This window comes from Schaalia georgiae DSM 6843, assembly GCF_000429245.1.
Taxonomy (GTDB): Bacteria; Actinomycetota; Actinomycetes; order Actinomycetales; family Actinomycetaceae; genus Pauljensenia; species Pauljensenia georgiae.
Genome location: NZ_AUBM01000006.1, coordinates 197,984 through 224,347, shown reverse-complemented (window position 1 = coordinate 224,347; position 26,364 = coordinate 197,984). Strand labels below are relative to the sequence as shown.

The 26,364-nt window shown below is 70.0% G+C and carries 18 protein-coding genes; 14 read left to right on the top strand and 4 right to left on the bottom strand.

All coding sequences use genetic code 11. The annotated features are described in order from the left end of the window. Positions 1-26 precede the first annotated feature (26 nt). A complete protein-coding gene (locus G447_RS0100990; RefSeq protein ID WP_026429709.1) occupies positions 27-2,357 on the bottom strand; it encodes an alpha-L-fucosidase in 2,331 nt (776 codons plus the stop codon). A 582-nt stretch (positions 2,358-2,939) separates the two neighbouring features. Here G447_RS0100990 and dnaK point away from each other — a divergent pair. The 6 genes from dnaK (at position 2,940) to G447_RS0100960 (ending at position 9,683) form a co-directional block, all read left to right on the top strand. Continuing rightward, complete coding sequence (gene dnaK / locus G447_RS0100985; protein ID WP_005867288.1) at positions 2,940-4,778, top strand: molecular chaperone DnaK; 1,839 nt, start codon at positions 2,940-2,942, stop codon at positions 4,776-4,778. Continuing rightward, the gene (locus tag G447_RS0100980; RefSeq protein ID WP_026429708.1) at positions 4,775-5,515 is read left to right on the top strand and encodes a nucleotide exchange factor GrpE; all 741 of its coding nucleotides are present in this window, start codon (positions 4,775-4,777) and stop codon (positions 5,513-5,515) included. The genes dnaK and G447_RS0100980 overlap by 4 nt, the downstream gene beginning before the upstream one ends. 48 nt (positions 5,516-5,563) lie before the next feature. Continuing rightward, positions 5,564-6,601, top strand: a complete 1,038-nt coding sequence (locus tag G447_RS0100975) for a DnaJ C-terminal domain-containing protein (RefSeq protein WP_026429707.1) — start codon at positions 5,564-5,566, stop codon at positions 6,599-6,601. Between the two features lie 3 nt (positions 6,602-6,604). Then, positions 6,605-7,099, top strand: a complete 495-nt coding sequence (locus G447_RS0100970) for a heat shock protein transcriptional repressor HspR (RefSeq protein ID WP_034475892.1) — start codon at positions 6,605-6,607, stop codon at positions 7,097-7,099. Between the two features lie 539 nt (positions 7,100-7,638). After that, complete coding sequence (locus tag G447_RS0100965; RefSeq protein WP_207382525.1) at positions 7,639-8,946, top strand: MurT ligase domain-containing protein; 1,308 nt, start codon at positions 7,639-7,641, stop codon at positions 8,944-8,946. Then, the gene (locus G447_RS0100960) at positions 8,943-9,683 is read left to right on the top strand and encodes a type 1 glutamine amidotransferase (protein ID WP_005870874.1); all 741 of its coding nucleotides are present in this window, start codon (positions 8,943-8,945) and stop codon (positions 9,681-9,683) included. The genes G447_RS0100965 and G447_RS0100960 overlap by 4 nt, the downstream gene beginning before the upstream one ends. Positions 9,684-9,780: 97 nt before the next feature. Here the strand turns inward: G447_RS0100960 and G447_RS0100955 are convergent, their stop codons facing one another. Further along, positions 9,781-12,636: a cation-translocating P-type ATPase gene (locus G447_RS0100955; RefSeq protein WP_026429704.1), complete on the bottom strand. Its 2,856-nt coding sequence runs from the start codon at positions 12,634-12,636 to the stop codon at positions 9,781-9,783. 231 nt (positions 12,637-12,867) lie between these two features. Here G447_RS0100955 and G447_RS0100950 point away from each other — a divergent pair, with 231 nt between their 5' ends. The 7 genes from G447_RS0100950 to G447_RS0100920 all read left to right on the top strand — a co-directional run bounded on the left by G447_RS0100950 (position 12,868) and on the right by G447_RS0100920 (position 21,040). Continuing rightward, positions 12,868-13,581, top strand: a complete 714-nt coding sequence (locus G447_RS0100950; protein WP_026429703.1) for a hypothetical protein — start codon at positions 12,868-12,870, stop codon at positions 13,579-13,581. Positions 13,582-13,674: 93 nt separating this feature from the next. Continuing rightward, positions 13,675-15,126 (top strand): DUF418 domain-containing protein, encoded by a 1,452-nt coding sequence (locus tag G447_RS0100945; RefSeq protein WP_026429702.1) that lies wholly within the window; start codon positions 13,675-13,677, stop codon positions 15,124-15,126. A gap of 294 nt (positions 15,127-15,420) precedes the next feature. Beyond that, the gene (locus G447_RS0100940; RefSeq protein ID WP_005871935.1) at positions 15,421-15,885 is read left to right on the top strand and encodes a YbjN domain-containing protein; all 465 of its coding nucleotides are present in this window, start codon (positions 15,421-15,423) and stop codon (positions 15,883-15,885) included. 11 nt (positions 15,886-15,896) lie between these two features. Then, positions 15,897-16,562, top strand: coding sequence for a type III secretion system chaperone family protein (locus G447_RS10780; protein WP_026429701.1), 666 nt, complete (start codon positions 15,897-15,899; stop codon positions 16,560-16,562). A gap of 198 nt (positions 16,563-16,760) precedes the next feature. After that, positions 16,761-19,373, top strand: coding sequence for an ATP-dependent chaperone ClpB (gene clpB, locus G447_RS0100930; RefSeq protein ID WP_026429700.1), 2,613 nt, complete (start codon positions 16,761-16,763; stop codon positions 19,371-19,373). Between the two features lie 75 nt (positions 19,374-19,448). After that, the gene (locus tag G447_RS0100925) at positions 19,449-20,219 is read left to right on the top strand and encodes a TetR/AcrR family transcriptional regulator (RefSeq protein WP_005871921.1); all 771 of its coding nucleotides are present in this window, start codon (positions 19,449-19,451) and stop codon (positions 20,217-20,219) included. An 8-nt stretch (positions 20,220-20,227) separates the two neighbouring features. After that, positions 20,228-21,040: a serine hydrolase domain-containing protein gene (locus G447_RS0100920; RefSeq protein ID WP_026429699.1), complete on the top strand. Its 813-nt coding sequence runs from the start codon at positions 20,228-20,230 to the stop codon at positions 21,038-21,040. A gap of 18 nt (positions 21,041-21,058) precedes the next feature. On the opposite strand, the gene G447_RS0100915 is transcribed toward G447_RS0100920, so the two are convergent. Both G447_RS0100915 and G447_RS0100910 read right to left on the bottom strand, forming a co-directional pair. Then, the gene (locus G447_RS0100915; RefSeq protein WP_026429698.1) at positions 21,059-22,489 is read right to left on the bottom strand and encodes a L,D-transpeptidase; all 1,431 of its coding nucleotides are present in this window, start codon (positions 22,487-22,489) and stop codon (positions 21,059-21,061) included. Positions 22,490-22,591: 102 nt separating this feature from the next. Beyond that, entirely contained in the window at positions 22,592-23,416 is an 825-nt protein-coding gene (locus tag G447_RS0100910) for an exodeoxyribonuclease III (RefSeq protein ID WP_026429697.1), read from the bottom strand. Between the two features lie 96 nt (positions 23,417-23,512). Here G447_RS0100910 and G447_RS0100905 point away from each other — a divergent pair, with 96 nt between their 5' ends. Continuing rightward, on the top strand, positions 23,513-26,335 hold the full coding sequence (locus G447_RS0100905; protein WP_026429696.1) for a choice-of-anchor M domain-containing protein: 2,823 nt from the start codon (positions 23,513-23,515) through the stop codon (positions 26,333-26,335). Positions 26,336-26,364 lie beyond the last annotated feature (29 nt).

The following is a 26,364-nucleotide window of genomic DNA, read 5'->3' as shown; positions in this document are numbered from 1 at the left end:
GTCGTCCGGGGCGGGGCGCACTGGGGTCAGGAGTGCGCCCTGCGGCTGCGGCGCGTCAGGAGGGTTCCGGCCCCTGCGGCCAGGGCGGCGCCCAGGATGACCGGAAGCGCGCCGGAACCCGTGCGGGCGAGGCCGCCGCCGGGCGCGGCCCCGTCAGCGGAGAACGCGGCGCCCGACTGGTCGGACGACTGCCCGGAGGGATCGGGAACCGGCACCACCACGGCCAAGGGGGCGCTGGCCGACTCCCCGGTCCCGGAGTCGACGGCGACGACCTGGTGGTCGCCCCCGGCGGTGCCGACGGGGACGGCGGCTTCGGCGGTGAACGCGCCGTCAGAGCCCGCAGAGGCGGTCCCGATGCCGACGGGGTCCGAGTGCAGGGTGAGGGCCACGGAGCCGCCCGGCCTGAAGTCCTTGCCCGTGATCGTCACCGTCCCGCCCGCAGCGGACGAGGCGGGGGAAACAGTGACCGAGGCGGGGGCCTTCACGGTGGTCGCGGTGACGGTGACCGAGGAGACCTTCGTGTCCTTCCCGAATCCCTTCATCGGGTAGTACGGGTCGTCGTAGGAGAGGGTCGCACGGTAGGTGCGGCCCGCCTCGAGGGTGAAGGGGCCGACCCCTTTGGACAGGTCCGCGGTGGTCAGGCCGCGGATCTCCTGGTCGCCGACGGTGACCTTGTAGGCCGCGTAGTCGTCGGTGAGGCCCGTCGCCCCGAAGGCCAGGGAGACCCCCTCGGCGCGCTTGTCCCCGGAGGTGAGCGAGGCGATGACCTGGGTCTCACCCGTCTTGGGGGTGGGCGCCTTGAACTTCTCCAGCCGCGCGTCGGCGATGGTGGTCGTACCCTGCTCCACGGTGGTCAGGCCCACGGGCACGTAGACGGGCGCCGCGGCGGTCTTCACCGTGATAACTGGCAGGTGGTCGTCGGGACGGGCGGGCAGGGCGATGACCAGGTCGTTGCCCTTGACCTCGTGGGGAAGCTCCTGGCCGGTTCCGTCCAGGGTGACGGATTCGATGGTGTTGGCGCCGGCCCCCCTCAGGGTGATGGCCGCGCCCTCCTCCCACTTCTCGACGCCCATGTAGATGTTGGAGTCATCGACCATGGTCTTGCCCCACTCCTCGATGGGGAAGTACGCGGGGCGTGAGTTCGTGAGGACGCCGGGGTGCGCGGCGTTCCACTCGCCGATGGCGCGCAGCACGGAGGCGTCCCATGGGTCGTAGGAGCCGTCGAACTTGGGGCCGACGTTGAATAGGAACTGGCCCCCCAGGGCGACTGTGGAGAACATATTGCCGACGATCTCGGTGGTCTTCTTGGCCACGCCCTTCGGGTCCTTGCGCAGGGCAGTCGTGTTGTCGACCTGCCGGATATGGTCCCACTCCTCTTCGGAGTAGTCCGGGTACCCGGTGTCCTTGTATGTGGGCGCGGCGTCGTCCCAGTTCGCGTAGCCCCAGGTCTTGTGGAAGATGGAGACGGCGGACTCCCAGGGGCCCTGGGTCTGCTCGGTTTGCATCTCGTTGTCCCAGCCGACCTCGAAGTCCGCCCTGTCGTTGCCGACGCGCGAGTTGATCATGATGTCCGGCTGCAGTTCGTGGGCCCAGGCGCGCAGCTGGTCCGATTGGGCGGGGTTGGGCTTGCCCATGTCGTACCAGAGCTCGGCGACCTCCCCGTACTTGCCTCCCAGGAGCTCCTTGAGCTGGGCGTGGATGTAGTCCATGTAGCCCTCTTCGTCGAGGGTGTTGTCGTTCGCCCACGGGTTCTCGGGCTGCTTCTCCCAGTCGATGTTCGAGAAGTAGAGGCCGAACTTGATGCCGACCTGCTTGCAGGCCTGCGACAGCTCCAGGAGGGGGTCGCGGTGGGAGGGGGACTGCTTGGTGAAGTTGTAGTCGGTCGTGGCGGTGTCCCACATGGCGAAGCCGTCGTGGTGCTTGGAGGTGATGAGCAGCATCTTCATGCCGGTGTCCTTGGCCTGTTGGCACCACGCGATGGCGTCGAAGTCCGGGGCGTCGAAGGTCTGGGCGGTGGCCAGGTACTCGTCGCGCGGGATCCCCTGCAGGGGGATCCGCTGGTCCCAGGTCTGCTGGTGGCCCCAGGCTTTGATCTGCTCGGGGTAGCCGACTTCCTGCTTCTCGCCCTTGTACCACCCGGCGTAAGAGGAGTAGATGCCCCAGTGGATGAACATGGCGAACTTCATGTCCTGCCAGGAGGCGACCTTGTCGACTCCCGAGGCGGGGATGGCGGCGGGTATCGAGTACGCCGGGTTCGCGGAGGGCGCGGGGTTGGGGTCGGCCATGGCGGTTCCTGCCATTCCTAGGGTGGCGAGGCCAGCCAGGGCGGCACCGACCACTCTACGTGTGTGGGACATCGAGTCTCCGTTGAGTTGACGGGGTACTTCGGTTTGGAGGCGGTGACAGTGTAGCGGAAGGGGAGTGATGGCTGCTATTCCCGTTGGGCGCGACGAGGGGTGCTCCAGAGGTCGAGCGCGTATGGGCGGATAGCGGCGGTGTGTGAAACGAAGAGGCGGAAGCGGGTCGTTGGAACTTCCGCAAGTGGGTGGGGGTGGTGGTCAGCGCCGGCGGTGCCCCCTCTATCGGCCCTGGTGGTCCCGGTGCTGCGGAGGGCTCCGCCCTGGTCGGGATGGGGGCCGGTGGTCTCGCCGCCTCCCTGGTGGCACTCGGTCTGCTCGTAGCGGGCGGCGGATCCGTCGGGGCCTACCCGGGCGTGTGGCGCACCGCACTCCTCTGTCGGTCAGGACTGGGAATAATCGAAGCCCGATGAAGTTGAGTACATCAGACTCAAGTTTGGAGCGGCCGGGTTGCGCAGTGAAAACCCCTCGCCTAAAGTTGAGCGCAAGAGACTCAAGGATGTCCGGGCCCGCGGGCCTGGACCGCAGACCACGAAGGGCGTGCGCCCAGGGTGCCGCGCCCGGACGAAAGGAAACACGAATATGGCACGCGCAGTCGGCATCGACCTCGGTACCACCAACTCCGCCATCGCCGTCCTCGAGGGCGGCGAGCCCACCATCATCCCGAACGCCGAAGGATCCCGCACCACCCCGTCGGTGGTCGCCTTCTCCAAGACCGGCGAGGTCCTGGTCGGAGAGATCGCCAAGCGCCAGGCGGTCACCAACGTCGACCGCACCATCTCCTCGGTCAAGCGCCACATGGGCACCGACTGGACCGTCGAGATCGACGACAAGAAGTACACCGCGCAGGAGATCTCCGCCCGCATCCTCGCCAAGCTGAAGGCAGACGCCGAGGCCTACCTGGGCGAACCCGTCACCGAGGCCGTCATCACCGTCCCCGCCTACTTCAACGACGCCCAGCGCCAGGCCACCAAGGACGCCGGCCAGATCGCCGGCCTGAAGGTCGAGCGCATCGTCAACGAGCCCACCGCGGCCGCCCTGGCCTACGGCCTCGAGAAGGGCAAGGAGGACGAGCTCATCCTGGTCTTCGACCTCGGCGGCGGCACCTTCGACGTGTCCCTGCTGGAGATCGGCAAGGACGACGACGGCTTCTCCACCATCCAGGTTCGCGCCACCTCCGGTGACAACCACCTGGGCGGCGACGACTGGGACCAGCGCATCGTCACCTGGCTGATCGACCAGGTCAAGGCCAAGACCGGTGCCGACCTGTCCAAAGACCCCGTCGCCCTCCAGCGCCTCAAGGAGGCGGCCGAGCAGGCGAAGAAGGAGCTGTCCAGCGCCACCAGCACGAACATCTCCCTGCAGTACCTGTCGATGACGGCCGACGGCCCCATCCACTTGGACGAGAGCCTCACCCGCGCGAAGTTCGAGGAGATGACCTCGGATTTGCTCGACCGCACGAAGCGCCCCTTCCATGACGTGATCCGCGAGGCGGGTATCTCCGTGGGCGACATCGACCACGTCGTCCTGGTCGGCGGCTCCACACGCATGCCCGCGGTGAGCGCAGTCGTCAAGGAACTGGCCGGTGGCCGCGAGCCCAACAAGGGCGTCAACCCCGATGAGGTCGTCGCCGTGGGCGCGGCCCTGCAGGCCGGCGTCATCCTGGGTGACCGCAAGGACGTCCTGCTGATCGACGTGACCCCTCTGTCGCTCGGCATTGAGACCGAGGGCGGGCTCATGACGAAGCTCATCGACCGCAACACCGCGATCCCCACGAAGGCCTCCGAGGTCTTCTCCACCGCGCAGAACGGCCAGCCCTCCGTGCTCATCCAGGTCTACCAGGGCGAGCGCGAGTTCGCCCGCGACAACAAGCTGCTCGGCACGTTCGAGCTCTCCGGTATCGCCCCGGCCCCCCGCGGCGTCCCGCAGATCGAGGTCACCTTCGACATCGACGCGAACGGCATCGTCCACGTCTCCGCGAAGGACCGCGGCACCGGCAAGGAGCAGTCCGTGACCATCACCGGCGGCTCCGCCCTGCCCAAGGAGGAGATCGACCGCATGGTGCGCGAGGCCGAGGAGCACGCCGCCGAGGACAAGGAGCGCCGTGAGGCCGCCGAGGCCCGCAACACCGCCGAGCAGGTCGTCTACCAGACGGAGAAGCTGCTCAAGGACGAGGCGGACAAGATCTCCGAGGAGACCCGCACCGCCGTGCAGGCCGACGTGGACGCCGTCAAGGAGGCCCTCAAGGGCGACGACGTCGAGGCTGTGAAGTCCTCGATGGCCAAGCTCAACGAGACCAGCCTCAAGATCGGCCAGGAGATCTACCAGGCGCAGCAGGCGGCCGAGGCCGCGGGCGGGGAGGCGAAGTCCGAGGACGACGTCGTCGATGCCGAGATCGTGGACGAGGACGAGTCCAAGTGAGTGCCCCCGACGAACTGGGCGCGGACCCCATGCGGGACGAGGCCGGGGCCGACTCCGTCGAGTCGGCCCCGGCCCCCGGGGCGGCGCCCGCCCCGGGCACCGCGGGTGAGGCTCAGGGCTCTGCCCCCGCCTCGGACGCCGGTCGTGGGACCGACGGGGAAACGGCCCCTGAGGGCTCCGCTCCCGCCTCGGACCCCGAGGGCGGGAGCACCGCCAGCGGCTCCGACGGGGGAACGCCAGTGGACGACATGGGCGCCTTCGAGGAGCAGATGGGCGACTCCGAGCTGGCCAACGCTCTCGAGCGCGTGGCCGCGGTCGAGGAGCAGCTGGCGCGCGCCAACGCCGACCTGTACAACCTCAACCAGGAGTACGCCGGGTACGTGCGGCGCTCGAAGGAGGCCGCGCCCGCCCACAGGGCCTCGGGGCAGGACGAGGTCATTGAGTCCCTCATCGGGGTGCTCGACGACATCGACGCCGCCCGCAACCACGGCGACCTGGACGACGGCCCTTTCGCCGCCATCGCCGTGAAACTGGAGGACTCCCTGCGCAACCGCTTCGAGTTGGAGCGCTACGGAGCAGCGGGCGAGGACTTCGACCCCGCCCTGCACGAGGCCCTCATGGCCACCGTGGACGCCGATGTGGACCACCCCGTCATCGGGCAGGTGCTCCAGCCCGGCTACCGGCGCGGGGAGCGGGTCATCCGTGCGGCGAAAGTCCTCGTGAGGAACCCTGAGTGAGTGTGGAACAACTGTGGAACGCCGAACCTGTGAAGGAGGTGACGCGGCGTGAGCGAACAAGATTGGCTGACCAAGGACTTCTACAAGGTCCTGGGCGTTGATAAGGGCGCCGATAAGAAAACCATCACGAAGGCCTACCGGAAGCTGGCGCGCTCGTACCATCCGGACCAGAACCCGGGGGACGCGGCGGCGGAGGCCAAGTTCAAGGAGATCGGCGAAGCGTACGCGATCCTGTCCAATGACGAGGACCGCAAGCGCTACGACGCGATCCGGGCGATGGGTGGCGGAGGCGCCCGCTTCGCCGCCGGCACGTCGGGGGGCTTCGAGGACCTTTTCGGTGCCTTCAACCCCCGGTCGGCGGGCTCCGGCGGGGGCGGTGCCCGCTTCCAGGCGGGCGGGGCGGACCTGGAAGACCTGTTCTCCGGCCTGTTCGGAGGCGGTCCCCAGCCCCACGGCGCCCAGTTCGGCGCCGGCTCCTTCGGTGCCCCCTTCGGGGCCCACGGCGCCCAGGGGCGCGGTCCCCAGTCGCGGCCCCGACCGGCCAAGGGCGGGAACCGCAAGGCGAATCTGACGATCAGTTTCCGCCAGGCCGTCGAGGGGGCCGCCCTGTCCATCAAGGTCGCGGGGAAGACCATCAAGGTCCGCATCCCCGTCGGCATCAAGGACGGGCAGAAGATCCGCCTCGCGGGGCACGGCAAACCCGGTGCCCACGGCGGCCCCGCGGGCGACCTCGAGGTGTCGGTGTCGGTGGAACCGCACCCGGTGTACTCCCGGGAGGGCGACGATGTCGTGGTGACGGTTCCTGTTTCCTTCGCCGAGGCGGCACTGGGGGCGAAGGTCGACGTCCCGATGCTGGACGGGTCCACACGGAGTGTGAGGATCCCCGCCGGATCGGGCGCGGACACGGCCATCCGCCTCAAGGGCAAGGGCTGCGCCCTCAAGAAGGGCACCGGCGACCTGCTGGTCCGGATCCGCATCGACGTGCCCACTGCTCTGACGCGTGAGCAGAAGAGGGCGGTCGAGGGGCTCTCCGAGGCGCTCGGCCCCGTCTCGCGCGAGTCCTGGTTGGAAGCCGCGAAGGAGTAAGCCATGGTGGGGCGTTCAGGGCCGGGCGGGGAGTCCGTGACCTTCGTGATCTCGGTCGCCGCCGAGCTGGCCGGGATGCACCCGCAGACCCTGCGCCAGTACGACCGCCTCGGCCTGGTGGTCCCGGCCCGCACGAAAGGGCGGGGACGGCGCTACACGAAGCAGGACATCCAGCGCCTGCGCGACGTCCAGCGCATGAGCCAGGACGAGGGCATCAACCTCGAGGGGATCCGCCGCATCCTGGAGCTTGAGCGCCGGGTCGAGGCCCTCGAGGCTGAGCGCGCCCGGATGAGGGCGCAACTGGCCGAAGCGGAGATGCGGCGCAACCGCGTCTTCGCGGCGTCGCCCACGGGCGAGGTCCGGCCCATGCGGCGGGGCGAGCGCCCGTGGGCGGGCGGGGGAGGGGCCGCCCGCCGCGTGCCGCGCGCCCTGCTGCCCGCCCCGCTGGTGGCGGTGCGCGCTGTCATAGAAGGGGCGGTCGTGCCGGAGCGCCGGTAGGGCCGCCGCCCTGCGTGGAACAGGGAACTGCGGGACCCACCGAAACGGCGGGCCCCGCAGTGTAATTCGATCGGCAGTCCGGGGGCACACTGGAGTGCCGACCGAAGTCTGTGGCCATGAGGTGGCTCTCATGCTGCCTGCTGATAGTTTTACCAGCTCAGAGGTGTTTTCGTGAAGCGTTGACCATGTGGTGGCGCCCAATGGTACGAATGTGCACGGGGGCCGGGCCTCCGTGCAAATAATGCCACGCCTCCCCCTGTTCAATGCGCCCCCACCTGCGAAGACGCCGGGGATTTGCCGTTTTCTTTGAAAGCACGCGGATCGTAGTGCGCCGAAGGGGCGCGGGCCGCGGTCCGCCACCGGGCGTCCGGTGCGGGAAGGCGGTCTTCGGCCAGGAGGGGGAGTGGCGTGTGATACGTCGGTATGGTGTTCGTAACTCTTTTCGCCTTCCCCGGCCCCGCTGCCACGACGCGCGCAGGTACCCGCATCGGGGACGGTCGGCGCAGCCCGCCCCGCGCCATGTGCGATACCGTGTGCACATGACTCAGACTCCTCGAATCCCCTTGCGCTCGCGGGTCGCCCTGGCGGCCGGGGCGGGCGCCAGGACGGCCTCGCGCCTGCTGGGACGCGGCTCGGGCGGCATGATCGGCGGCGAGGTCGCCCTGCGCCTGTCCCCCACGGTGCTCGCCGACCTGGCGGCCCGCATCCCCAGTGCCGTCATCACGGGCACCAACGGCAAGTCCACGACGACGCGCATGGTGCGGGCCGCGCTTCAGACCCGTGGGAGCGTCGCCTCGAACACCAACGGCGACAACATGACCTCGGGGGTCATCACGGCGTTCATGAACACGCGGACCGCCTCGGCGGCCGCACTGGAGGTGGACGAGATGCACGTCCCCGCAGTGGCCGCCGCAGTGCGGCCCCACGTCTTCGTCTACCTCAACCTGTCGCGCGACCAACTCGACCGCGTCGGCGAGATCGGCGCCGTCGAGCGCAGACTGCGCGAGGGCGCGGCAGCGCACCCCGGCGCCGTCGTCGTCGCCAACTGCGACGACCCGCTCATCGTCTCCGCCGCCTGCGACAACCCCAATGTCGTGTGGGTGGCCGCAGGCGGCGGCTGGGGAGGGGACAGCGCCGCCTACCCCAGGGGCGGGCGCGTCGTGCGCGAGGAGGGCTCATGGCACCTCATCCCCTCCCGCCCCGGGGAGGAACTGCCCGCCCTCGCCAGTCGCCCCGAGCCCGATTGGTGGCTCACAGACGTCGATCTGCGCCCTGAGGGGCCGCGCGCGACCCTCAACGGCCCGGACGGCACCGCTGTCCCCCTCGTCCTCGCACTGCCGGGGCGCGCCAACCTGGGCAACGCGGCCCAGGCAGTCGCCGCAGCCGTCGCCATGGGCGTCGATGCGGAGGCCGCGGCGCGCGCGGTGTCCGGGGTGGACGAGGTCGCGGGCCGGTACTCGACCCACGACGTCGACGGCCGCCTCGCCAGGCTCATGCTCGCCAAGAACCCGGCGGGCTGGCAGGAGGCCATGACGATGATCGACCCCCGCGTCGACCAGGTCGTCATCGCCGTCAACGGGCAGGTGCCCGACGGGCAGGATCTGTCGTGGCTGTGGGACGTCGACTTCGCGGCACTGGACGCCCAGGGGCGCCGCGTCGTCGCCTGCGGCGAGCGGGGGGCGGACCTGGCCGTGCGCTTGGAGTACGCGGGCATCCACTGCCAGCTGGCGCCGTTGCCGATGGACGCCCTGGCGCTGTGCCGGCCCGGAAAGGTGGAAATGCTGCTCAACTACACGGCCATGCGGGACTTCAAGACGGTCCTGGGCGAGAAAGGGGCGCGGCGATGAGCGACTCCACACTGACGATCGGCGTCCTCATGCCCGAGGTGCTCGGCACCTACGGGGACACGGGCAACGCCATGGTCTTGCGCGAACGCGCCCGCCGGAGGGGCATTGACGCCTCGATCATCACGGTCGGCCTGACGGACGCCATCCCCCGCTCGCTCGACGTCTACACACTGGGCGGCGGAGAGGACACAGCGCAGGCCCTGGCGGCTGAGAAGTTCCGCGCCGACCCCGGGCTGTCCGGCGCGCTCGCGGACGGGCGCCAGCTCCTGGCGGTCTGCGCCTCCCTGCAGGTCCTGGGCATGTGGTACCGGGACGCGCGCGATCAACGAGTGGAGGGGATGGGCGTCCTCGACATCACGACCGACCCGCAGGGGCACCGCGCGATCGGCGAGCTCGTCACCGAGCCCCTCGTCGACGGCCTCACCGAGCCCCTCACCGGCTTCGAGAACCACGGTGGGGGTACCGTGCTGGGCCCCGGGGCGCGCCCCCTCGGACGGGTCGTCGTCGGCGTCGGGAACGGCACTCCCCTGGGGCACGAGGCGGCCGCCGAGGCCGTCGACGGCGTCGTCCAGGGGTCCATCATCGCCACCTACATGCACGGGCCGGTGCTGGCGCGCAATCCCCAGTTGGCCGACCTGCTGCTGTCGAGGGCGGTGGGCGGCCCGCTGGAGCCCCTCGAGGTCCCCGGCACCGCCGCCCTGCGCGCCGAGCGCCTCGACGCCGCCGGAATCCGCTGAGGCCGCGGCCCCCTGAGGGCCGGGTGGAGGACGCGCGGCACAAGGGGAGTGGGGGCCGCCCGCAGGTCGCGGGCGGCCCCCACTCGGGCGGTGCGGATCAGCGCGCGCGGACCCGGGCCACGAGCTTGCGCAGCTCGTCGACCCACAGGACCAGGGAGGCCATGACGATGACGACCGCCCAGTGAACCGGGTCCAGCGATGTCGTCGAGAAGGCCGCCTGAAGGAAGGGCACCTCCACCACGGCGACCTGGAGCACCAGGGTCAGGCCGATCGCACCCCACAGCCACTTGTTGACGAAGACATGGCTGAAGGCGCTGACCGTCTCCGAACGGGAGTTGAGTGTGTTGAACAACTGCGCCAGGACCAGGGTGGAGAAAGCCGCTGTGCGCGCGGTGTCGAGGCCGTCCGTGGACAGGGAGGTCTCGATGAGGCCGCCGGGCAGGAAGATGTCCAGCGTGGCCAGGGTGGAGGCGGCCATGACCGCGCCGACCAGCATCACGCCGCTCCACATGGCGCCGTCGACCACCCGGTCCGTGGGCTTGCGCGGCGGGCGGGCCATAACGTCCTCCACCGAGGGGTCCACACCCATGGCCAGGGCAGGCCCGGAGTCGGTGACCAGGTTGATCCACAGGATCTGGGTGGCCAGCAGCGGCAGGACGACGCCGGACTCGCTGTGCCCGCTCAGGCCGATGGCGCCCGACAGCACCACGCCGCCGAAGACGGTGAGGACCTCGCCCATGTTGGAGGACAGCAGGAAGCGCAGGAACTTCTTGATGTTGTCGAAAATGCGCCGGCCCTCGCGCACGGCGTCGACGATGGTGGCGAAATTGTCGTCCGCCAGAACCATCGTGGCGGCCTCCTTGGCCACCTGGGTCCCTGTGACTCCCATGGCCACGCCGATGTCCGCGGCGCGCAGGGCGGGGGCGTCGTTGACTCCGTCGCCGGTCATGGAGACCGTGTGGCCCTGGGACTTCAGGGCGTGGACGATCCGCATCTTGTGCTCGGGGGCGACGCGCGCGTACACGCTGGTGGCGGCCACGGCCCGGGACAGGGCGCCGTCGTCCATCCCCTCCAACTCGCGGCCGGTCAGGACCGGGGCGCCGCGTTCGACGATGCCCAGGTCGGCCGCGATGCGCCCGGCGGTGGCCGGGTGGTCGCCGGTGATCATGAGGACGCGCACGCCCGCCCGGTGCGCCTCGGCCACCGCTGCGGCCGCCTCGGGGCGCGGTGGGTCGATGATGCCGACGACGCCCGCCAGCACCAGGTCCCTCTCCAAGTCGGACAGGTCCGCCCCGCCGTCGGAGTCGGCGGCCCTGCGCACCCGGGCGGCCTCTTCGTCGGTGAGGATCCGGTAGCCAACCCCCAGGGTGCGCAGCGCCCGGCCCGACATGTCCGCGATGTGTTCGACGAACCGGGCCCGGACCTGAGCGGTCAGCTCGGTGTCGGCGTCGCCCACGCGCACCCGCGAGCAGCACTCCATGAGGACGTCGGGGGCCCCCTTGGACATGATGACCGTGCCGTGGGCGGTGTCGGTGAGCAGCACCGACATCATCTTGCGCTCGGAGGTGAAGGGGACCTCGCCGACGCGCTCGAAGCGGCCCTCGCGGTGCCCGTCCGTGCCGAGCTTCTTCTCCGCGACCAGGAAGGCCCCCTCTGTCGGGTCGCCGACGACGCTCCACACGTCCTCGTCGGCGCTGAGCTCGGCGTCGGAGGCCAGTGTCCCGCCGGAGAGGACCACGGTGGCCTCGTCGCGCAGGGGCCCTTCGAGGGGATCGGCGTCGGGCCGGCCGTCGCGGTCGGCGTCGGGGGCGACCTCGCCGTCGGGCGCGTACCCGATACCCGTGACCACACACGTGCCCGAGGCGGTGACGACCTCCTGGACCGTCATCTCCGAGCGGGTGAGCGTGCCGGTCTTGTCCGAGCAGATGACGGAGGCGGAGCCGAGGGTCTCCACGCTGGTGAGTTTCTTGACCACGGCCTTGTGGACGGCCATGCGCTGCACGCCCAGGGCCAGGACCACCGACAGGATCGCGGGCAGTCCCTCGGGCACCGCGGCCACGGCCAGTGAGACCCCCAGCAACAGGGAGTGGACGATCGTGTCAGGCGTGCGGTCGGTCGCCAGGAGCAACAGGGTTCCCACAACGACGACGGCGATGACGACCACGACGATCCCCAGCATCTTGGAGATCGAGTGGATCTCCTTCTGCAGGGGCGTGTCCTCCTCCTCGACGGAGTCGAGCATCCGCGCGATCGCGCCCATCTCGGTGACCGCCCCGGTGGCGACAACGACGGCGCGCCCCGTCCCCTGGGCCACGGACGTGCCCCGGTAGACCATGCAAGTGCGGTCGGCCAGGTCGGTGTCGGCGCCGACCGCCTCGGGGGTCTTGACGACAGCATCGGCCTCACCGGTCAGGGAGGACTCGACCACGCGCAGGGCGGCGGCTGAGAGCAGGCGCGCGTCGGCGCCGACCTGGTCGCCCTCGCCCAGGACGAGCACGTCGCCCACCACGAGCTCGGAGGAGGGGATGACCAGGCGCGAGCCGTCGCGCAGCACGGTGGAGGTCGCCTCGGTCATCGCGGACAGGGCGGCGACGGCGTCGGCGGCCTTGTTCTCCTGGACGAAGCCGAGGACCGCGTTGAGGGTGACGACGGCCAGGATGACGATGGAGTCCACCGGTGCGCCCTCGGCGCCCTCCAGGACCCAGGCGGCGGTGGAGATGGCAATGGCGGCCAGCAGCAGGTATACGAGAGGGTCGTTGAACTGGCCCAGGAAGCGCTTCCAGGCGGGCACCGGGGGCTTTGAGGGGAGCTCGTTGGGCCCGTCGGCGGCCAGTCGGTCGGCCGCGGATCGGGCGCTCAGGCCGGTTGGGGCGTCGGTCCCGAGGTCGGCCGCGACAGCCCCGGCCGGGCGGGAGTGGGGGGAGGGGGCACCGGGTGCGTGGGGCGTTGGCATGGGCGCTATCCCATCAATGCCGGTGGCGCCCTGTCAAGGCATCGGCGATGCGGTGCGTCCCGCGGGCCCTGGGCGGGGCTACCTGGAGGACTGTCAAGGCACCGGCGTTGCGGTGCGTCCCACGAGGTTGCGCGGCGCGCATAGATTGGGACTAACGGTGACGGGCCCGACAGATTCCACTATGCTGGCGGCACCACTCCCACTCCGATGATCCCGTTCCGAGGAGGATCCATGTCGACTCCCGCGCCCGACGACGGGAATAAGGCCCCGTTCGCGGGGCAGCAGCCCGACCAGCCCGCCACGCCCTGGCCGCAGTACGGGCAGCAGGCCGCTCCGGAGCAGTCCGGGTTCGCCTACGGGCAGCAGGCGGCCCCTGCGGCTTACGCGGCGCCGCCGCAGCTCCCCAGCCGTGTGCCCGGCGTGCTGTGCATCGTCTTGGGCCTGGTGCTCATGATCATCGTCGCCCCCGTCGTCTTCTTCACCACCGCCGTGTCCTCAATCAGCGACGAGATCACGAACGCGGCCGCCGGGGTTCAACGGCTCTCCAATGGCGGTGGCGTCACCCTGGAATCCCAGGACGGGTACTTCCTGCAGGTCGTGCCGCCCGACACCGCGACGGCATGCGCCCTGACCGACTCCGGCGGCCAGTCCCATGCGATGCAGAAGCAGGACAGCGCCGGGAGCACGTTCGCCGCTGAGGGGCTGCAGCCCGGCTCGTACACGGTCGAATGCGCAGGCGTGTCCGACACCGCCACGTTCGTCGGAGTGCCCTTCTCCGGTGACGTTCTGCAGAACACCGCGCGCAGCAGCCTCATCTGGTCCACGGTGGTGGGGGTGGCCGGCGTGGGCGTGCTGATCCTCGGCATCGTGCTGGTCGTGAAGACGAACAAGCGGCGCCGCAATATCCAAGTGGACATCATGATGTCAGGAATCCAGCGCCAGTAGTGCACCAGGAGCGCGGCGCCAGGGATCCGGCGCCGGTGCCCGCTGCGGGGGCCAGTGCCCAGCGCGGCGGGCGGAACTGAAAGGCCCTCATCCATGTCCTCCCTGTCCTTCACCGGTGGGCGCTCGGTGCGCTACCCCGCGCCCGATGTCGCGCGCGGCTTCATGCTGCTGCTCATCGCGCTCGCGAACGTCCCCTACTGGCTGCGGTACTTCCCCGCCTCCCCCGGTGGCTCCTCCTCCGCGGACCGCTGGTGGATCCTCATCCGCGCCGCGCTCGTTGATCGGCGGGGGTACCCGCTTTTCGCCCTCCTCTTCGGTTTCGGCGTCGCGACGATGGTGCGGCGCCGCATCGAGCGCGATGTCGAGGCCGCCCACCAGTTGGTGGATCCGCAGGTGCGGGCGTCGTGGGCGCCCCACGTGGCGGCGCAATGGGAGGCCCTCGTCCGCCAGGATGCCACCGACGACGCCGCGCGCCTGGTGCGCCGCCGCGGATGGTGGATGATCCTCTTCGGGTTCGTGCACGGCATCGTCTTCGCGGGCGACATCATCGGCGCTTACGGCATCGTCGCCGTCCTCTTCGCGGGAGTGGTCGCGCGCAGGAAGAACATGTGGATGGCGGTGTGGGGGTGCGTCATCGGGTTGGTGAGCGCGTGCAGTTTGATTGGGGTCGGCTTCTGGAAGGCCAGCCTGAGCGATCTGGGCTCCGTGGTCCACCCGCACGCTTCCCTCTCGGTCTACTCCGTGCTCACCTCCGTCACCCAGTGGGCGATGACGGCGCTGATCACGGTGCTCATCTCGATGGTCGTCCCGGCGTTCATGATCGGCGCGCGCTTGGGGCAGACGGACATCCTCGCGCGCCCCGACCGGCATCGGGGCCTGCTGTGGGCGGTCGCGGTCGCGGGCATGCTGATCGGCGTCGTCGGCTCGCTCCCCTACGGACTGGGGGTGTCCGGGATGGTGTTGCCGGTACCAGTGTGGAGCGTCGTCCTCTTCCATGTCACCGGCATCGCGGGGGCGTGCGCGTGGCTGGCGCTGTTCGCGCTCTTCGCGGGGGTCGGGGAGCCCCGGGGGATCCGGCGGGTGCTCGCCGCGGTCGGCAAGCGCTCGATGACCGCCTACCTCGGCCAGACGATCCTCTTCGTGGTGGTCCTGGGCGGCATGGGGCTCGCTGGCGTTCCCGCGGTCTCCGACGCGTGGGGTGCCGTGATCGCCGTGTTCGTGTGGGTGGCGACCGTGGTGCTGTGTTTCGGCCTCGAGGTCGTCGGATTCGAGCGCGGCCCCTTCGAGGTCCTCCTGCGGCGCGCGGTGGCGCGGTCGGCGAGACCGCGGGCGGAGTTGCCCGCGCCTCCAGGGACTGGCGTTCTGGAGGTCCCGCCCGGTGCGTCCTTCCCGCCCCCGGGCGCGCGGATGGCTCCTTCGCAGGGGTCTCAGCCCCCGTCGGCTGGGACTCGGGGGCGCTCCCCGGGTCCGGGGACCGTTCAGTCGGGGCCGCCCGGGCCATTGGAGGACGGTGCCCCGGCGGGGCCCGGTGCCGATCGAGGGTAGTGGGAGGCCGAATGGGAGGAGAGTAGACCCACCCCGCTCTACAATTGACCTGTGTTCGTCGTCACGTTATGCTCATCGTGGCGCGGTGCTGGTGCGCCCCGGATGTGTGCGGACGTCGTGCATTCCGCCCATGACCTGCGGTTTTGGTCCGCGGGTGGTGGCGGGGGCTGCGGCCGCGCTGGGGCGGGTGTTCGCCTCGTGCCCGCGAACCATTGGTTTTCTGCGGATTCTGGGCTACTGTTGATGTAGGTGTATGAGGCGGATTACACCATTGAGGACAGGAGAGGGGAACTGATGCGACAAGAAGCCACGTCGGCGCGGCCCGCGACATCCGCCGACCGCGTCCGTCCCGTCACCTACGATCGTCTCAAGAGCCTCCTCGATTCCCAGGGGCTCGCTTGGAGCGTCGATGACGACGGCGAGCTCACGGGGACGTGGGGCGGTAGCCCCTACTTCCTGATACTGGCCGGGCGCGACCGGCAGGTCCTCCAGATTGTGACGGTCTGGAAGGAGGCTGTTCCGATCGATGCCCTCGAGGCTGTCCGGCGGTCGATCCTGCAGTGGCACCGCACCAGGCCGTGGCCAAAATGCTCCCATCGCATCGACGACGACGGGACCGTGCGCGTGGTCGCGGAGACCGTCGTCGGCTGGCAGTGCGGGGCGACCGACGCGCACCTGGTGCGCCAGATCGCGAACGCCATCGCGCTCGCACAAGACTTTTTCAGCGAGCTCGCCCGCGATATCGATATAGGGAGTTAAGAGGAAGAATCATGGGATGGTTTTGGAGAAAGGGCGCTGATGGCGGCTCCGATCCCAACGACTCCGAACGCCCCGACGGCGCTCAGGGGCCCATAGATCCGTGGGGGTACGAGCCCAGTGCCTCCGGCGGTGGGGTGCGCACGGGCAACTCCGAGTTCGAGGCCCATCGCTTCGACATGGTCCGCCCGATCTCGCAGGAGAGGGTCGGTCTGCTCTTCGACGGCGAGGGGTGGGAATGGGAGATCGATCAGGACGGGGACCTGCGCGGGACGTGGGAGGGACAGCTGTTCTGCTTCCGCTTCCTCGGGGACTCGCAGGAGGTCCTGTCGATCATCGCCTTCATGGGCCAGACGATCCCCGCCAAGTACGAGGCGGAACTGCTGCTCTTCCTGGAGGGCTGGCACCGCGAGTACCTGTGGCCGAAGGCGTACTTCCACCGCGAGGCGAAAGGCGGCCTGCGGCTGGTGGCCGAGGTCAACAGCGACTACGAGTACGGGGCGACCGACGCCCAACTGGTCCAGCAGTGCATGTGCGCCCTGGCGACGACCCTGCAGCTCTTCCGTGCGGCTGGCGAGTGCTTCGGGCAGCCGGGGGGCGGGTCGGCGCCCCCGGATGACGGGGGCGGAGGGCGCCAGCGGGGCTTCGACGGCCCGGCGTGGCTCCCGCCTTCCTCTTAGGCGCCCCGTGGGTGCTCGGCGCGGCGCGCCGAGCACCCTTCCCGCATTCAGCCAGCGGGGGCGGAGCCGGTGTTGCTCATGCCACTGCGGGTCCATAACTTGAGTGGAATAGACTCAACTTTAAGTTCGTTGACTTCAGCAGGACGCGCCGGAGCAGACCGGCGCACGTGTGGATGCGACGCATCCGAAGGAGACAACATGAGCACAGAGTTCACCACGAAGGCGCAGGAGGCCATCGCCTCGGCGCTCCAATCCGCCGCTGCGGCAGGCAATCCGCAAGTGGAGCCCATCCACCTGCTCGCCGCGCTCCTCGAGCAGCCCGAGGGGATCGCGGCCTCCCTGCTGGAGAAGACGGGCGCCGACCGCACCCGGATCGGCGCGCGGACCAGGAACGCCCTGGTCGCCCTGCCCCGAACGCAGGGCGCCGCGGCCCAGCCCCGGACCTCGCGCGCCCTCATGGCGGTGGTCGCCGACGCGAGCGACCGCGCCGCGAAGGCCGGCGACCGGTACGTCTCGACCGAGCACCTCCTCATCGCGACCGCGGCCTCAGACAGCGAGGCCGGGCGCATCATCACGGAGGGGGGCGCCGATGCCGAGGATTTGGCGGCCGCCCTGGCCCAACTGCGCCCCGAGCCCCTGACCAGCCCCGACCCTGAGGGGTCCTTCGAAGCGCTGGCCAAGTACGGGCGCGACCTGACCGAAGTCGCCCGCGAGGGCAAACTCGATCCCGTCATCGGGCGCGACAACGAGATCCGCCGCGTCGTCCAAGTGCTGTCGCGGCGCACGAAGAACAATCCCGTCCTCATCGGGGAGCCCGGCGTCGGCAAGACCGCCGTCGTCGAGGGCCTCGCCCAGCGCATCGTCGCCGGGGACGTCCCGGAGTCCCTGCGGGACAAGCGCCTCATCGCGCTCGACATGGCGTCGATGGTGGCCGGGGCGAAGTACCGCGGCGAGTTCGAGGAACGGCTCAAGGCCGTTCTGGCCGAGATCCAGCGCAGCGACGGGGAAGTCATCACCTTCATCGACGAGCTGCACACCGTCGTCGGCGCGGGCGGCGGTTCCGAGGGCGCCATGGACGCGGGCAATATGCTCAAGCCCATGCTGGCGCGCGGGGAGCTGCGCATGGTGGGTGCGACCACCCTGGACGAGTACCGCGAGAACATCGAGAAGGACCCGGCCCTGGAGCGCCGTTTCCAGCAGGTGTTCGTCGGCGAGCCCTCCGTGGAGGACACGGTGGCGATCCTTCGCGGCGTCGCCCCCAAGTACGAGGCCCACCACAAGGTGACGATCTCCGACGGGGCGCTCGTGGCCGCCGCCCAGTTGTCGAACCGCTACATCACCGGGCGCCAGCTGCCCGACAAGGCCATCGACCTGATCGACGAGGCCGCTTCCCGTCTGCGCATGGAGCTCGACTCCAGCCCCGTCGAGATCGACGAGCTGCGCCGCGGCGTCGACCGCATGCGGATGGAGGAGTCCTATCTCACCGAGTCCGATCCCGACGGGAAGGACGAGGCCACCGGCGAGCGCCTCGCGAAACTGCGCGCCGACCTGGCGGACAAGCAGGAGGAGCTCAACGCGCTCGTGAGCCGGTGGGAGGCCGAGAAGGCCGGGCACAACCGGGTCGGCGACCTGCGCGTCCAACTGGACAACCTGCGCACGCAGCTCGACCTGGCCGTGCGCGAGGGGCGCTGGGACGAGGCGGGGCGCCTGCAGAACGGCGAGATCCCCGATGTCGAGCGCCAGATCCGGGACGAGGAGGAGCGCGCGGCGCTCGCCGAGGCCTCGGCCGCCGCCCAGGAGCCGATGATCGCTGAGAAGGTCGGCCCGGCGGAGATCGCCGAGGTCGTCGAGGCGTGGACGGGCATCCCCACGGGGCGCCTGCTGCAGACCGAGACCGAGAAGCTGCTCCACATGGAGGCCGAGATCGGCAAGCGGCTCATCGGGCAGAAGGACGCTGTGAAAGCGGTCTCCGACGCCGTGCGGCGCTCGCGGGCGGGCATCTCCGACCCCAACAGGCCCACCGGGTCCTTCCTCTTCCTGGGCCCCACGGGCGTGGGGAAGACGGAGCTGGCCAAGTCCCTCGCGGAGTTCCTCTTCGATGACGAGCGCGCCATGATCCGGATCGACATGTCCGAGTACTCGGAGAAGCACGCGGTGGCGCGCCTGGTGGGCGCCCCTCCCGGGTACGTCGGTTACGAGCAGGGCGGTCAGTTGACGGAGGCCGTCAGGCGCCGCCCCTACTCGGTGATCCTCCTCGACGAGGTCGAGAAGGCGCATTCTGAGATCTTCGACATTCTTTTGCAGGTGCTCGACGACGGACGGCTCACCGATGGTCAGGGCCGCACCGTCGACTTCAGGAACACGATCCTCATCCTCACCTCCAACCTCGGCTCGCAGTTCCTGGCCGATCCGGGGATGGACGCCGAGCGGAGCAGGGAGGCGGTCATGGAGGCGGTGCGTGCGGCGTTCCGCCCCGAGTTCTTGAACCGTTTGGACGAGATCGTCACCTTCGACGCGCTGAGCAACGAGGATATCGGGCGGATCGTTGACCTCATGGTCGCCACAATGGCCCGCCGACTGGCCTCGCGGCGCATCTCCCTGGCGGTCAGTGAACCGGCGAAGGGGTGGATCACGCGGGTCGGCTACGACCCCGCCTACGGCGCGCGGCCGTTGCGCCGCTTGATCCAACGCGAAGTAGGAGACCGACTCGCCACGTTGTTGCTTGCGGGAGGGGTCGTTGACGGGGAAACTGTAACTGTAGACGTTAACGATGATCTCGATGGGCTGACCATGAATGTTGTGGAACCCTGAGAGTTCACGTTAAGCTGGCAATAGTGTGTAGTGGCAAGCCGTCCAAGGCGAAACCCGAAGATGGCAGGAGATGATATGACGGCGCAGAGGAAACCCCGCGGAGCGTACTCCGTTGGCCAGGCGACTCGCGAATCCATCCTCTCAGCGGCGATGGTGCTGATCGCGGAGCGTGGTTACAACGGGTTTTCTCTGCGGGACCTGGGACGCAGGGTGGGGATCTCGCATCCCGCGGTCGTCTACCACTTCCCGTCGAAGGAAGCGATTCTGCGGGCCGCGATCCAGCGCCACGAGGATATGAACGCCCTATTCAGGGTGTCCATCAACGAGGACGTCGAGGGCGGCTTCGAGGAGGGCGGCATCACCGCCGAGTCCTTCGTCGACTGGGCGGTCGGGGAAATGCGTTTCGCCATGATGCCCGAGGCGGACAACGCCATCGCCTTGGACTGCGTCTTGTGGGCCGAGGCGTCCTCGGAGTCCCATCCCGCCCACGTCCACTACAAGTACCGCACCGCCCAGATGGAGGAGGCCCTCACCTCCATGATCATAGCGTTCGTCGAGGAGAGCCGCGTCGATATCGGGACCAAGCCTCGCACACTGGCGAAGATCCTCATCCGCTACTGGTACGGCTCCGTGGTCTCGGCCCGCTACGCCGACGAGCCGATCGACGCGCGCGAGTTCGTCTCCGACTTCCTGGCGGTGTGCGTGCAACTGCTGCACCTGCCCGCGCACTACGTTCTGCGCCTGGGCGCCTCGGTGCCCGAGGAGGTGGCGGAGGTCTACGCGCGGATCCTGCGCAAGATCAGTGAGACCAATGAGATGAGCGAAGCCCCTGAGGCCACAGCGTGAGCAGTCCAGTGGACTTCCCCTTCGATATCGCCCTCGTCCTGCGGGTCGGGGGCGATGTCGTTGCGTCGTGGGGGGACGCCTCGCGAGCGAGGCCGCTCGCCTCGGTCACGAAACCGATCATCGCCTGGTCCGCGCTGGTCGCCGTGTCCCAGGGCGCCCTCGCGCTTGACTCGCCCGGGGGTCCTGCGGGGGCGACCCTGCGCCACCTGCTCGCCCACTCCTCGGGGCTCCCCCTGGACTCGCGCGAGCCCGTGGCGGCCCCCGGGAAGCGGCGCATCTACTCGAACGCGGGTTTCGACATCATCGGCGGCATGATCGAGGAAGCGACGGGGATGCCGCTGCGGCGCTGGGTGGCTCGCTCGGTCTTCGGCCCGCTGGGCATGGCCAGCGCCGACGTGCCCGGATCGCCCGCCCACTCGGGGGTGTGCGGCGCTGCGGATCTGTCGCTCTTCGCTGCCGAGCTCACCCGTCCGTCACTGATCCCCGCCGACCTCGGGGCCGAGGCGGCCGCAGTCCAGTTCCCCGCCCTGGCGGGCGTGGTGCCGGGCTACGGGCGGCACTCGCCGTGCCAGTGGGGCCTGGGAGTGGAGATCCGGGGGGAGAAGTCGCCCCATTGGACGGCGTCCACGGCCAGTCCCGCCACCTTCGGGCACTTCGGCCAGTCGGGTTCCTTCGTGTGGGTCGACCGCGCGCGGGCGGCCAGCGCCGTCTTCCTGGGGGACCGTCCGTTCGGGCAATGGCACAAGGACAACTGGCCTGCGCTCAACGAGCGCCTGCTCTCCATGGTCGATGGCCTCACGGACTGCCCCGGCGCGCGCTAGGGGCTCGGCGCGTCGGTATCAGTAGTGGGTGACCACTGCGGTGCCGATCTCGTCCCAGTCGTACATCCACTGCGCCTCTTCAACGGGCATGTTGATGCAGCCGTGGCTGGAGGCGTCCGATCCGATGCCGAAACGCGCCACCCATGGCGCCCCGTGCATCGCGTAGGAGCCCTCGAAGTAGGACACCCACGGAACGCCCCGCGCGCAGTAGGGCCATTCGGGCGTGCAGCCCATGTCCTGCGCGGCGTGTTTCTGGTAGACGTGGAAGGTTCCGACGATGGTCTCGTGCCCCACGCCCCCGTGGTTGATGTCCACTGGCCCGCGCACGACGGTCTGGCCCTCGTAGGCGGTCAGGGTGGAGTTCGCCAGGTTGATGTCCACCCATTTCTCGCCCTCGTGGGCGGGGTACGCGTATGACTCGTAGCCGGGCATGGCCGCCATCGTCCTGGTCGATCCTGTGGTCTTCTTGTAGTCGAAGTCCCCCTCGTAGTTGGAGGACGACTCCAGAGCGCTGACGATCCCGGAGACGACTTCGTCGGCGTTGTCGACCTCCAGGCCGTCCGAGCCCGGGAAGGAGCGAACCAGGACATTGCCCTGGGGGTCTACGTTGTCGATGGCGTCCTTGGCCTTGACGTTCGTGGACTCCGCGGTTGCCTCCACCCACGCCGACACTCCCGCCCGGTCGATCGTGGGCGTTTGGAGCGCTCCGTTGTGGGTGGTGATCGCCACCCACTTGAGTTTGTCCACTGCCTCGGCGGTGTACGTGTCGATGCCGTCCGTGACGCTCACTTCTGGGGAGATCAGCCGGTTGGCGGTCTCGGCGGCGGAGGCGGCGTCCGCGTAGGCGATGGTCGGCTCGACGTCGGAGGCGGTGAACTCCGCGCTGGACGGTGCCAGCGTTTCGGCCAACGAGGTCGCGGCCTCCTTCAGCGCCGCAGTGTCGATGCTCTTGCCGGCGTGGCCCCTCACGGCGACGAACGCCCCCTGGTCCGCGTCGGGCGACACGCCCGATTCGACGGCGGCGGGGCCCGCGGCCAACGACAGGTCTGATCCGGTCCGGGCCAGCGCGTCCTCGTCCAGGGAGTAGACGAGGGGGGTCTGGGTCGTGTGGAAGGGGGCGGTCAGACGCGCCATGATCGAGGCGTTGGCGGCCAGTGCCTGGTCCGCGCTCGCCTGCGCGTCGACGGTGACGCCCAGGTCCGCCAGCTGCAGCTCGGTGGTCTTCCCGGACACGGTCGCGGTGAGCACGGTCTGCGAGGCGCGGGCGTCAATGGCCTCGGCGATCTGATCGTGGGTGAGGCCGCTGATGGGGACGCCTGCGACGGAGGCGCGGGGGAGCCCGATGCTCGCGTAGTGGGCCGCGTAGGCGGCGGCGCCGGCTCCCGCCACGAGGACGAGCGCGGTGGCCGCTCCCGCGATCCACAGTGTTTTCTTCGATGGTCTACCCATGAGATGAATCCTAGGGAAGTATTTCCTATTGCGCAGTCTTCCCCGGGCACCCGTATCCGGGGGAGGACGCCCGGGAAGGATCCCGGTGCGCTACACCGCAGACTACCGCACGTCGAGGACCACCGGGACGTGGTCCGAGGCGCCCTTGCCCTTGCGTTCGTCCCGGTCGATCCGCGCGCCGGTGATGCGGGCGTCGAGGGCGGGGGAGACGTAGGCGAAGTCGATGCGCATCCCCTCGTTCTTGGGGAAGCGCAGTCTCTGGTAGTCCCAGTAGGTGTAGTTGGTGGTGCGGGGGCGGGTGGCCTCGATCCACCCATCCGCAGCGAAGGCGGCGAACGCCTCGCGTTCGGGGGCGGAGACGTGGGTGGCGCCTTCGAAGGCTGTCATGTCCCACACATCCTGGTCCTGGGGGGCGACGTTCCAGTCGCCGACCAGGGCGATCAGGGCGGCGGGGTCGGCGTCGAGCCACGCGCGCGCCTGGGCGCGCAGCGCGGCCAGCCACTCCAGCTTGTACGCGTAGTGCGGGTGGTCGAGCTCGCGCCCGTTGGGCACGTACAGGCTCCAGACGGTCAACTCCGTCGGCGCGGGGGACCCGGGGGCGCCCTCGAGGGCACCGGAGACGTCGATCACGGCCCCCAGGGCCCGCGCCTCGACGACGGCGGGGTCGCCGAAGGCGGGCTGGCCGGGGAAGTGGTCGTGGACGCGCAGGATCGGGTGGCGAGAGGCAACGGCCACCCCGTTCCACTGGTTGAGGCCGTGGACGGCCACGTGGCAGCCGGCCTCCTCGAAGGCCCCGGTGGGGAATTGCGCGGGTGTGCACTTGGTCTCCTGCATGGCGAGGACGTCGGTGCCCGAGCGCTCCAGGAAGGCGGTGGCGCGGGTGGCGCGGGCGCGGATCGAATTGACGTTCCAGGTCGCGATTCTCATGCCCCCAGAGTAGTAGGGGTGAGTGCGCGGTTTGCGCGCGGGGCCGCATGGATAGATAATGATTCTCATTAACAATGTGATTGGAAAAGGCATCCCATGACACGAACCTCCCAAGCGGGGGCGATCGCCCTCGTGATCGCCCTCGCCGCGCTGTCCCTCGCGGCCCCCGCCGCCTCGGCGGGCCCCGACCAGGACAAGGACTGGATCGTCTCCCGACAGCACGTGGACGCCCCCGTGCCCGTCTGGCACGCGGATACCAAATCCTTCTCCCTCAACACCATCACCACGCCGATGGAGAAGACCGCCCTGTGGCTGCCCAAGGCGTGGACCGGCGATGCCGCGAGCGGTGAGGCCAAATCCCAACTCGTCATCCCGAAGGGGCGCGCGGACCTGGCCTTCCTGGGCGGGGAGGGCACCGTCCTCAATGCCGCGCCCCAGAACCCCGGCCCCGGGAACACCCCCATTTGGGCGGGCCTGGGCACGGATGCCAGCGCCGAATGGGCCGCCCCCGACGAGTTCGACGGTGGGACCTACACCCTCGACCTCGTCAACGTCGACGGGCCCGGCCGCATGGAGATGTTCATCGACAACGGGGACTCCGTCTACCGCTTCCTCTCCAGCCACGACATCGCCTACCGCAGTGTCTACAACCCCCGCCACACCCACCTGTACACGACCTTCACCCAACCCGGTCGCTACACGGCCAACTTCATGGTCACGGCCCGGGCCGCCAACGGGACCGCGCTCTACACCTCGCCCATCACCCCCCTCGTGTGGCAGGTCGGGGGAGAGGACCCCAAAGAGGGGAAGATCAAGGACGTGCGCTCCGCCTACAGCGCAGCCCGCGCCGAGCGGTCGGACGGCTCCGACGCCCAGCCCTCCCTCACCCTGGCCCCGTACTCCGGGCGCGAGCACCCCGGAGACCAGCACCTCACCGAGATGTCCTTCTCCACGGGCAACCCCTCCGACACTGGGCGCGTGTGGCTCACCGTCAACGGCTACTTCCTCACGGAACTGCCCGTTGAAGGGGGTAAGGCGACCGCTCGCGAACTCCTCGGCGACGCCGACGCGAGCATCCAAGCCGTCTACATCCCCGACGGGGCGGGGGCGGCGGCCCGCTGGATCTCCGCGCCCCAGGCATACTCCCAGCGCGACCAGCAGGCCGTCACAGTGACCGAGGGCGCTGCGCAGATCGCCCCGGAATCCAATCCCGACCCCTCCCCGGTGTGGAACCCCGACTCGATCGACGTCGCGGATGGCGCGGTCTCCGTCCGGTACACGCGCGCGGCGGGGGCCAATAACCACATGGTGGCCATCCGTGCCCGCGACCCCCAGCTCCGTGCGGCCTACAAGGTCGAGTTCTTCGAGACGAAGGGCGACTTCACACCCTGGTGCGCCGTTGAGGGCACACTGGGCGCCGGGGGCGCGGACGTCAAGGAGCAGGACCTGGGGGTCTGCAAGGACCAGCCCATGTACATGCGGGTCACCCTGCGCCCCCACCCCAGGTCCAATGCGACCCTCACCTCCGCCGGCGTCGAGGATCTCAAGGTCTCCGACGAGTTCGGCACCGAGGTGTCGCTGAAACTGCGCGGGGCGCCCGAACCCTCCCCGTCCTCGTCGCCGCAGCCCACTGCCGCCCCGGATCCGACGCCCACGGCGACGCCGACCCCATCCCCGTCCCCATCGTCGTCGCCGCAGCCCACTGCCGCCCCGGATCCGACGCCCACGGCGACGCCGACCGCGCCCCCCGCCCCGGCCCCGGACCCTGGGCCCTCGGACCTGCTCACCGTCCCCGTCACCCTCTCACGGGGGCACCTCGACCTGCGCGTCACCCAGGGCACCGACGGGAACGGGAGGCCCTCCTACGGGATGGCCGTCAAGGACGACACCCGGATCGCCGCGCGCTCCTCGGTGCTGCGCTCACTGCCCTCCGTGACGCTGGCCGTCCACCCCAACGCCTACTACGTGCGCCCCCGGTCGCTGTCCGACCCCGGCTACGACGTGCTAGGCGCCGTTGGCACGGGCTCCTACGTGCTGCCGCAGACCCAGAACTCCGACATCGTCTGGCCCGGGTTCTCCACTGAGGGCATCGACTACGCAGGCCTGCCCGATGGGGTGGACATCGGCGTGCGCCTGCTCGACGGCCCGGCGGGCGCCTACGTGGCGTTCTTCCAGAGCGGATCGCTGGGAGGGTCGCCGACCGTCTACTTCGACTCGCGCGACCCGTCGAAGTCGGCCATCCACACCACCTCGTCCACCCACATGCACGGGAACTGGGTGTTCTCCGCCCCGGGCACCTACCACATCGCAGTTGGGGCCTCCAGCGGGGGCAGGGTCCTGGCCGCCCCGCAGGCGCTGACCGTCACCGTCGAAGGGGCGAGGCGTCCCGGTGGCGGTGGCGCCACCCCCTCCCCGGCGCCCCCGCTGCCCGCACCCACCGTGCCGGGCCCTCCTCCCTCGCAGGACGGCCAGACCCTCCCGGGCACACCGCCCTCGCAGGACAATCAGGCCCCGCGGGCGCAGGATCCCTCCGGCGCACAGGGGAACGGGGGAGGGGGCGCCGCCCCGGTGAAATCGGGGATCAAACCCGCCTCTTCCACCACCCGGCGCGTCTCCCGCGCCGCCTCCGCCCCCGCAACCGGGCAACGGACGGCGGCGAAGGGGGCAGCAGGAGCCACGGCCCAGTCGGGTGCTCAATCGGGGGCGCAGTCGGGAGCGGATGGTCCCCAGAGCGGGGTGGATGCCGCGCACGCCAGTAGCGCCTCCGGTCCCAATCCGGGCGGATCCGGGGTCGCGGCCGCAGCCATGGGCCACGGCGGTGGCGGCTCGTGGAGCCCGTACTGGCTGCTGCTCCTCATGATCCCCGCCGCCCTGGCCGGGGGCGGGGCCGTCCACCTGATCGGACGCGTCCGCAAGTAGCGCGCTGGCGCAACGGCTCCGGTGGCCTA